Source organism: Methylobacterium sp. E-025, assembly GCF_022829705.1.
In the GTDB taxonomy this organism is placed as follows: Bacteria; Pseudomonadota; Alphaproteobacteria; order Rhizobiales; family Beijerinckiaceae; genus Methylobacterium.
The window spans coordinates 1-7,621 of sequence record NZ_JAKSYR010000122.1 but is presented as its reverse complement, the minus strand read 5'-3'; the positions used below and the strand labels follow the sequence as shown (position 1 = coordinate 7,621).

Here is a 7,621-nt window from a genome sequence, read left to right as displayed (position 1 = left end):
CCTGATCAGCCCCCATTGAAGTGGTCCGCCCTTTGGTATGGCTTTTGAGCCTGGAGGACGGACGAGATGGCAAAGCACCCGAAGCCCGAGGAGATCGTCGCCAAGTTGCGGCAGGCGGATGTGCTGATCTCACAGGGCCAGAGCGTGGCCGATGCAATCCGCGCGCTCGGCGTGAGCTCAGTGACATACTACCGGTGGCGGCGTGAGTTTGGCGGCCTGAAGTCGGATCAGGTTCGTCGGATGAAGGACCTGGAGACCGAGAACCAGCGGCTTCGAAAGGCGATTGCGGATCTCACCCTCGACAAGCTGATCCTGCAGGAGGCGTCCCGGGGAAACTTTTGAGCCCCGCGCGCCGGCGCGCCTGTGTCGAGCACATTATGCGGACGATGACCGTCTCCGAGCGCCGCGCCTGTCGGGCGCTCGGACAGCATCGCTCGACGCAGCGCAAGGGACCGCGGGGCCGGGACGACGAAGAGGCGCTGACGGCCGATCTTGTGGCGTTGGCCGAGAAGTACGCCCGGGACACCAGTCAGCGATATCGTCGCCTTTCTGAAAGGGCGCGGTCACGCCATCCACGACGGCGACGACGCCTTCGTGATGAACGTCGAGGCGTACCGCATGGCCAAGGGCGACCCGCCGCGGGATCTGTCGCCCGCCATCCTAACGGAAGAGGCACGTACGCAGGCTGGGGCAGCCGGCCAGTGGCCGAAAACCTGCCTGCGTTCACCTTCCAGTTGGACCGGCCGAGGAACGTGCAATGACCCCGAAGCTGATCGAGCGTCTGAACCGCCTGGAAGCCGGACAGGCAGGGCGCGGCGGCCAGGGACCGGTAACCCGTGAGTTGACCCAAGTCTGGCTCCGGGCCGTCGCCATTGCGCTCGGCAGCTATCCTCGGCCGCGCGCGTCGGGCCCGCTGCATCTGGAGGACTCCTACAGCGACGGCTTCGCTCGGGCGCTCGGGTATGCCGATCGCGACGACATGGAGACCCAGGCTGGAGCGAACCCCGAGGACTGGGGACGGCGGATCGAGCGGGCGGACGCTGCCCTGCGCACCCGGTACGGGGCGGACGCCTGCCCTGATCCGCTGAGCCCCAGTTCCGAGATGACGATCGCGGCGCTGGACGAGTGGGCTGGGGCGAAGGCGCAGAACCCTGCATGGCCTGAGGTAGACGACAGTGTCACCCTCGCGCGCGCCCTTGCCGCCTACGGCGTTCCAGCCGAGCCCGTGGAGACGCGCTTATGACCTCGAACCTAATGCCGCGGTTGACCCGGCTCGAAGGGCAAGCCGTTCCGTCTCCTGCCATGGCCAACCCATTGAACCCTGGCATCCGCTTGCTGCTGCTGCTCGTGGCCGTCCACGTTGGCGACCTCGGGCCCAAGCAGTCCATAGCTGAGGGCGTGGCGCGGGCGCTCGGTTACGAGCACGTCAGAGAGACGCGGGCTGCGATGCGGGCCGAGGGGGCAGCGTTCATCGAATGGAACTACCGGCACCGCGAGGCGGTCACGGTGCTCCTGAGCCAGCGGAACGGCGGCCCGGCGGCTGGGATGGACCGCAACGAGGCGGCGATCCGATCCTTGATCGCGGACATGCCCGAGGCATTCCAGGCGTACACCTACCTCGTTGACGCAGAGTCGGCGATCGTCCTCGCGACGGAATGGGTGAGCCTATGACGCCGACCATCCTCAGCAAGCGCCTGGTCGCCCTGGAGGCCACCCGAGATACCATGCCCAGGCACTACACGCCTGATGAGATCGAGGCCGCCCGGCTCCGATATGTCGCCCTTCTGAAGGAGCCCTACGAGCGTACTCCACAGCAGGCGGCCTACTACGCGACCCGGACGCTGAAAGAGATCGCTGCGGACTACGACGCCATGCTCAAGGACGCACCGGCGCCATGGCCTTGATCGCGTACTCTGCGTCACCGGCCCGGAACTGACGGCGGAGGAGTGGGCGGGCGGCACGTCACTCCGCATTGAGGCAGATCAGTACGGCCTCGTGTCGGGCGCTGTGGGGCAAAGACAGATCCTGCGATCTCAGCCTCAAAACTGTCGCGGTATCCATCTTGTTGCGCCAGAAGGTCAGGAGCGTTCGCTCACCAAGCTGGTGGGCGGTAAATGGACGCCCGCCGGCGCATCCGGTAACTTGGCTGCATGCTCGAAGGCCAATTTCAGACTGATCGGACGCTCGGACAAGCCCGTGACCGGTTGGCCCTTACTCAATCCCTGGAAGAGGTCGTCTCTGTTCTGCGTGAGACGGCAAGAACCGTCATGGGTTCAGACGGCATCGCGGTCATTCTACGGGAAGGTAAATCCTGTCATTATGTGGCTGAGAATGCGATCGATCCGCTCTGGCGTGGGCAACGCCTCCCGATGGCGGCCTGCATCTCGGGCTGGACGATGCTCAACGACGAGACCGCGATCGTCCCGGACATCGACATCGACCCCCGTTTGCCGGCCGCAGCATATCGCGCCACCTCAATGCGAAGTTTGGTGATGAATCCGATCGGCAGCCCCAAGCCCATCGCGGCCCTTGGCGCCTATTGGTGCACAGCCGTCTTCCCAAACATGGAAACGGTCACTCGCCTCGAAACCCTTGCTCATCACGCCACGGCGGCAATCGCTCGGGTGCAGACCATGCCGGGTACCGTGGACGCCCTCTCAAAGGCGTAGCAGCAAAGTTCGCTCGCGCGGCCCAACAGCTCGGGTGCCAGCAAAGACCGATGGCCCGGTAGCGTAGGGCATGGAATATTAGTCCTACCTCTGATACGAACTTGTATTTTGTATACAGCAGGAGATAGGTGCCGCGGTAAACCGCGCGAGGACACGATGGAAGACACCAAACACATGCCGGCAGGTAGCAGCATTGAACTGATGGCCGACCTCGTCGCCGCCTACGTCTCGAACAACACCGTGCCGGTGTCAGAGCTGCCGAACGTGATCGCCAGCGTGCACGCGGCTCTGTCTAGGCTTGGCAATGAAACGGCGGTCGAGCCGACAGGCTCTGAGAAAGCGACGGCGGCGCAGATGCGCAAGTCGATTACGCCGGATGCGCTGATCTCCTTCATCGACGGCAAGCGGTACAAGACCCTGAAGCGTCACTTGGCTGGGAGAGGTCTCACGATGGAGGCCTACAGGGCGCGATATGGTCTGCCATCGGACTATCCTTCGAACTCGGCCTCCTACTCCGCACAACGCTCCGAGCTGGCGCGCTCGCTCGGCCTCGGCCAGCAGCGGCGCAAAGCGGCTCCCAAGGGTGCTGATACGGGAGAGACGATCTCCGAAGCGCCCGAGACCCGTGGTAGGAAGTCCAAGGCCGTAGAATCCTCTGAGGCAACCCTGGAAGGCTCGTGGCCGTAAGAAGGCTGCCGAGGGGGGCCTGAGGCCGCTCAGCACCCCGTTTCGGGGCACCACACCTTCATCCCGTACGACGCTGGCTCAACCGCGTTGCGGCATACCGCATCTGGACCATGGACTGCGTATCGGCGCGACGCAGGTGAGATCCGGGGCTCACTGATGGGAGCGGGAAGTGAACTATGGTGCAGGTGCAGCGGATCAAAGCGCGCACCGCTTGAGATCGACGCTGACAAAATCGACTGCGACAAGCGGGGCGTGACCGGGAGACCGGCGCGCCCCTCTCCGTGCAAGGTCTTATGATTCAATGACAACCGGGCCTAAGCCGGGCGCGCAAGTTGTGCGTCGCAGCAATTCTGGGCGCTGTTTTACGGCGATTTTTCAATGCGGCCGGCGTGGAACCAATCGCGTGAAAACCATCTTTTGATATGATCTGCCGTTCAACTTAAAATTGACGGAGCCTGCGCCGGCCTCGTTCAAAACCAGTAGCAGAGCGCAAAATGCGACATCGGGATCACTGCGTACCCCTGTCTGGCCCAGACTCCGATCCTGTTCTCTACGGCGTAGCTCAGGGATTGGCTGAGCTGTTCCCACCGGTCGAGCTGACGCCGGTTCGTGATGACCAGGGTGAGCAGATCGATGAGGCAGACCCGCTCGTTGACGACGCTTGAAAGCAGACGAATAGAGATCGAGGTCTTCGATGCCCTGTTTCTACCTTCACCTGCGTGATGGCGACGATCTCGTCGAAGATCCAGACGGATCAGACTTTCCCAACGTTAAAGCGGCGAAAGAAGAAGCTCGCGCATCAGCGCGATATCTAATCGCATAAAGGCTTCGCGAAGGCAAATTGATAGACGGTCAACGATTTGAGATCATAGACGAAGTAGGAAATCTGTGCGCCGCAGTTTGGTTGAGAGAGGTCATTAGATTTGCTTAAACTGCGAGATGCTTGGTATGCAGCTGGCTCGGGGAGCTATGACTGTGATTGGGCCCCTTTGGACTAATTTTTCTAGATTAGGTCGTGAAACACCATTCAAGGTGGGTGTTCGTCGTGCGCTGGTAGAAGCGTTTCCGCCTGTCATGAATGACGCGATGCCAGCGCGAGTGAAGCTCGCGCTGGAAGCCTTGGTGGCGCTCGATCCCGTAGGCGTGGCAGATCAACCGAGAGAAGCTCTCGATAAGGCGAAAATGACGGCCCCAGCGGGCTTGGCCAGCACGCCCTCTGCCGTGTAGGTCGCCTACGCCACGACTTCGTCCGTCCACCATTATTTCGGTGAGTACGCTGCTCAGGTAGGCGCCCAGGCGCTTGAGGGCACCCTTATCGGGAGCATCAATCCAGAAGCCGATCAGACCCAGCTTGCCCTCAAAACGACGAAGGACCGACTCGCCCATCAATGCCGCCTCCCGCTCGGTTTGTGCGAACAAGGTCCGCTGAATGCCAGCGGCGAGCATGGTGATTTCGTAGGGAGGTGACGCCTGGCATACCAAGTAGATGTGTTGCACTGCAAAATCACTGCGTGTCGGCTTCTGTGACAGTTCGCGGTGATCGACGCCTGCAACGCTCGTTTCGGCCGCAGCAGCGTCGCCCCGGCCCATGCGGGGCTCGTGGAGAGGCGGACCTGGAGCACGGAGTTCGAGATGCGGACGCTGCGCTACACGACCCAGGTTGGCGAGCTGCTGGTTGCGCATGCGTAACACGGCAATACGCGTGTCACAGGCTCATGAACGTTTTTTTCTACGTAGCCTTGTGGTTCTCCGGCTGTGTGTGTCTAAGTTGTATTCCATCACCAGCATGCTCGTTCCGGTGCTGACGACGGCGAAAATTTTGAGCTTCCGCTTTCAGTGAGGCGAAGCCGTTATGACATTTGTATCAAACCAAGCTGCACTCGGCCTGCTTGTGCGCAGGCTGGAGCGCATTGGCCACCTCTCGGACGAGGAGCGACAGGCCATCGAGAACTTGTCAGCCAGAGTTCAGACACTTGCACCACGGCAAGACATCGTGCGCGATGGGGACAAGCCCGAGCACTGCTGCCTGCTCGTGGAAGGTTGGGCGTTCCGATACAAGCTCCTCGGCGAGGGCCGGCGACAAATCCTGTCCTTCCACGTGCCGGGCGACGTGCCGGATCTACACAGTCTGCATATCAACACGATGGATCACAACCTTGCGGCCCTGACCGAGGCCACGATTGCGTTTATCCCGCATGAAAGCCTGCTCGATGTCACGAAGCGCTTCCCTGGGCTAGCGACGATCCTCTGGCGCGAGACCCTGATCGACGCGGCAATGTTCCGGCAGTGGATCACCGGTATGGGGCAGCGCGATGCTTTTGGGCGGATGGCGCATCTTTTTTGCGAACTCTATTGCAGGATGGAGGCGATGGGTCTTGCAGCTGAGCACCGCTGCACATTGCCGATCACACAGAGCGAACTCGGCGATGCGCTCGGCCTATCGAGTGTGCACACCAACCGCGTGTCGAAGGAGATGCGGAAACAGGGTCTAATTGAGCTCCGCACACGGACGCTCAACATCACGGCCTGGGACAGGCTCGCGCAGGCCGCCGAGTTCGATCCGGCCCATCTTCGATACTAATGTATGTTGCTGCCGAACCGCTGCGTATCGTATGACCTCATGCGATAGTTGGCCACGGTACCGGTAGTCGACGTTTATGAGACTATTGTGCTCCCGCATATGCCGCGCGGAGAGTCATGTGCCTCGCTTCTTTTTCGATATCCTTGATGCAAACGCCAACGAGCGTGATGAGGTCGGCGTCGCGTGTGTCGACCTTGAAGCTGCCGTTGTCGAGGCCAAGCGAGCGCTCCCATCCATCGCGATCGATGAACTTCGACGTGATGGGGATTATAAGAACTATATGGTGATGGTGAGGGACGAAGAGGGGCAGGCCGTCTACTCGGCGGCCCTGTCATTCGTCGGAACGCGGCTGATCCGGTGAGATCATGGTGCCTGACAGTCGCGCCAAGCACCGACCTCGGTGTCCCACTACCGTCCGTCGCCGAACTGGTCCAGCGCTTGGCGTAGACCAACCCAGATCCCAGGAAAACGCCGTTCAGACCGTTGCGATCGACGTTGTAGGTCCGAGAAGCCGATCGTACTCCGCCTCCGGCATCCCGTAGCAAGCGCCCGCTTGAGCAAGCAGGTGCTCGCGGTCTTTGATGACGATGGTGCCACGCTTCGTTGTGATGACCTTAGCCCGTTCCAAAGCGGCCAGCGCCTCGCTGACACCAGTGCGGTTCACACCGAGCATCAACGAAAGGAAGCGGTGGGTCGTCGAGAGGTCGTCGCCCTCAGCCCGATCGTGGCACATCAGCAACCAGCGGGCGAGACGAGCTGCAAGCGTGTAGCGTGCGTTGGCTAGTGCTGTTCCTGCTATTTGCGCGGTGACAGTTTGCACATAGCGAAGTAACCGTTCACCCAAGGCCGAAGATCGGGGCAGGATCTCGCAGAAACTCGAAGCAGATAATGCCCAGGCCAAACCTGTATGCTGCACCCGGCCATCATAGGGGGCTTGATCGGAGCCAAGCAGCAGCGGAATCCCGACGAGACCCTCGCAGCCAACGAGCCCAATCTCAGCCTGTTCGCCATCGGGGGCTTGCGCAACCAGCGAGACGATGCCGCGTTCAATAAAATACAGACTGGTGATTGGGGTATCCGTCTGGATCAGCACGTCGCCCACAGCGAGCTTTTTTGGGGCGAGCCGACCCCGAAGCAGATCGAAGTCGGATGGTAGTAGTTCGGCGAGCAAACGATTGCGGCACGAGGCCTGTTCAAGCTGTGTCACGGGCCGTCCCGAGAAGGGCGGGAGCACGAACCCTCAGCCGTGTGCGCCCGAAAGATTGCAAACGATGCGCGGCTTCTAGGGAAAACGCGGACGTTAGGCAAATTTCTCATCAAATGACGATTTGAAATGTCGGAAATCCGACGTAGGGTCGTTGCGGTCGAACCCTCCCGAGGTGTGATGCAGCAGGTACTGACCCGGAAGCTGGAAGGCTTCGAAGACCTATCGGATGACGATCGCCGGGCCCTGGATGGCTTGGCGCCACGCATCCGGCAGGTCGCTGCACGGGTCGATTTGGTTCGAGAAGGCGACGAACCCGAGAACGTCCATCTGATCCTGGATGGCCTCGCTTGCCGCTACAAGGTGCTCCCGGACGGTAAACGCCAGATCATGGCGCTTATGGTTCCAGGGGACTTCTGCGACCTCAACGTGTTCATCCTCGACCAGATGGACCACAACATCGGTACGATCTCCCCGTGC

At 61.2% G+C, this 7,621-nt stretch carries 11 protein-coding genes and 2 pseudogenes; 11 read left to right on the top strand and 2 right to left on the bottom strand.

The window, feature by feature from the left end; translation table 11 throughout:
• Nucleotides 1–66: 66 nt before the first annotated feature.
• The 7 genes and pseudogenes from MKK64_RS18860 to MKK64_RS28450 form a co-directional block, all read left to right on the top strand.
• Nucleotides 67–563, top strand: a pseudogene (locus MKK64_RS18860) (transposase); the annotation flags it as partial.
• A 194-nt stretch (nucleotides 564–757) separates the two neighbouring features.
• Nucleotides 758–1,243, top strand: a complete 486-nt coding sequence (locus MKK64_RS18855) for a hypothetical protein (RefSeq protein ID WP_243936420.1) — start codon at nucleotides 758–760, stop codon at nucleotides 1,241–1,243.
• A gap of 20 nt (nucleotides 1,244–1,263) precedes the next feature.
• Nucleotides 1,264–1,671 (top strand): hypothetical protein, encoded by a 408-nt coding sequence (locus tag MKK64_RS18850; RefSeq protein WP_243936417.1) that lies wholly within the window; start codon nucleotides 1,264–1,266, stop codon nucleotides 1,669–1,671.
• On the top strand, nucleotides 1,668–1,904 hold the full coding sequence (locus MKK64_RS18845) for a hypothetical protein (RefSeq protein WP_243936415.1): 237 nt from the start codon (nucleotides 1,668–1,670) through the stop codon (nucleotides 1,902–1,904). The genes MKK64_RS18850 and MKK64_RS18845 overlap by 4 nt, the downstream gene beginning before the upstream one ends.
• 246 nt (nucleotides 1,905–2,150) lie before the next feature.
• Entirely contained in the window at nucleotides 2,151–2,669 is a 519-nt protein-coding gene (locus MKK64_RS18840; RefSeq protein ID WP_243936413.1) for a GAF domain-containing protein, read from the top strand.
• Between the two features lie 156 nt (nucleotides 2,670–2,825).
• Entirely contained in the window at nucleotides 2,826–3,356 is a 531-nt protein-coding gene (locus tag MKK64_RS18835) for a MucR family transcriptional regulator (RefSeq protein ID WP_243936412.1), read from the top strand.
• A gap of 694 nt (nucleotides 3,357–4,050) precedes the next feature.
• Nucleotides 4,051–4,179 carry a DUF6894 family protein gene (locus MKK64_RS28450; RefSeq protein ID WP_409567974.1) on the top strand — a complete coding sequence of 43 codons (129 nt, stop codon included), beginning with the start codon at nucleotides 4,051–4,053 and terminating at the stop codon, nucleotides 4,177–4,179.
• 185 nt (nucleotides 4,180–4,364) lie between these two features.
• Here MKK64_RS28450 and MKK64_RS18830 read toward each other — a convergent pair whose 3' ends face one another.
• Complete coding sequence (locus MKK64_RS18830; protein ID WP_243936422.1) at nucleotides 4,365–4,946, bottom strand: hypothetical protein; 582 nt, start codon at nucleotides 4,944–4,946, stop codon at nucleotides 4,365–4,367.
• Between MKK64_RS18830 and MKK64_RS18825 the strand changes: the two are divergent.
• The 3 genes and pseudogenes from MKK64_RS18825 to MKK64_RS18815 all read left to right on the top strand — a co-directional run.
• Nucleotides 4,896–5,045, top strand: a pseudogene (locus tag MKK64_RS18825) (DUF4113 domain-containing protein); the annotation flags it as partial. The gene MKK64_RS18830 and the pseudogene MKK64_RS18825 overlap by 51 nt on opposite strands.
• A 163-nt stretch (nucleotides 5,046–5,208) precedes the next feature.
• On the top strand, nucleotides 5,209–5,937 hold the full coding sequence (locus tag MKK64_RS18820) for a Crp/Fnr family transcriptional regulator (protein WP_243936410.1): 729 nt from the start codon (nucleotides 5,209–5,211) through the stop codon (nucleotides 5,935–5,937).
• Between the two features lie 118 nt (nucleotides 5,938–6,055).
• A complete protein-coding gene (locus tag MKK64_RS18815) occupies nucleotides 6,056–6,298 on the top strand; it encodes a DUF6894 family protein (RefSeq protein WP_243936408.1) in 243 nt (80 codons plus the stop codon).
• Between the two features lie 114 nt (nucleotides 6,299–6,412).
• Here the strand turns inward: MKK64_RS18815 and MKK64_RS18810 are convergent, their stop codons facing one another.
• On the bottom strand, nucleotides 6,413–7,144 hold the full coding sequence (locus tag MKK64_RS18810; RefSeq protein ID WP_243936406.1) for a Crp/Fnr family transcriptional regulator: 732 nt from the start codon (nucleotides 7,142–7,144) through the stop codon (nucleotides 6,413–6,415).
• Nucleotides 7,145–7,321: 177 nt separating this feature from the next.
• On the opposite strand from MKK64_RS18810, the gene MKK64_RS18805 reads away from it, so the two are divergent.
• The coding region (locus tag MKK64_RS18805) for a Crp/Fnr family transcriptional regulator (RefSeq protein ID WP_243932447.1) at nucleotides 7,322–7,621 on the top strand (300 nt) is incomplete at its 3' end.

Bases quoted from the DNA above. Each gene is read 5' to 3' on its own strand.
- MKK64_RS18855 (WP_243936420.1), top strand. From the start codon at position 758: ATGACCCCGAAGCTGATCGAGCGTCTGAACCGCCTGGAAGCCGGACAG.
- MKK64_RS18845 (WP_243936415.1), top strand. From the start codon at position 1,668: ATGACGCCGACCATCCTCAGCAAGCGCCTGGTCGCCCTGGAGGCCACC.
- MKK64_RS18840 (WP_243936413.1), top strand. From the start codon at position 2,151: ATGCTCGAAGGCCAATTTCAGACTGATCGGACGCTCGGACAAGCCCGT.
- MKK64_RS18835 (WP_243936412.1), top strand. From the start codon at position 2,826: ATGGAAGACACCAAACACATGCCGGCAGGTAGCAGCATTGAACTGATG.
- MKK64_RS28450 (WP_409567974.1), top strand. From the start codon at position 4,051: ATGCCCTGTTTCTACCTTCACCTGCGTGATGGCGACGATCTCGTCGAA.
- MKK64_RS18830 (WP_243936422.1), bottom strand. From the start codon at position 4,946: ATGGGCCGGGGCGACGCTGCTGCGGCCGAAACGAGCGTTGCAGGCGTC.
- MKK64_RS18820 (WP_243936410.1), top strand. From the start codon at position 5,209: ATGACATTTGTATCAAACCAAGCTGCACTCGGCCTGCTTGTGCGCAGG.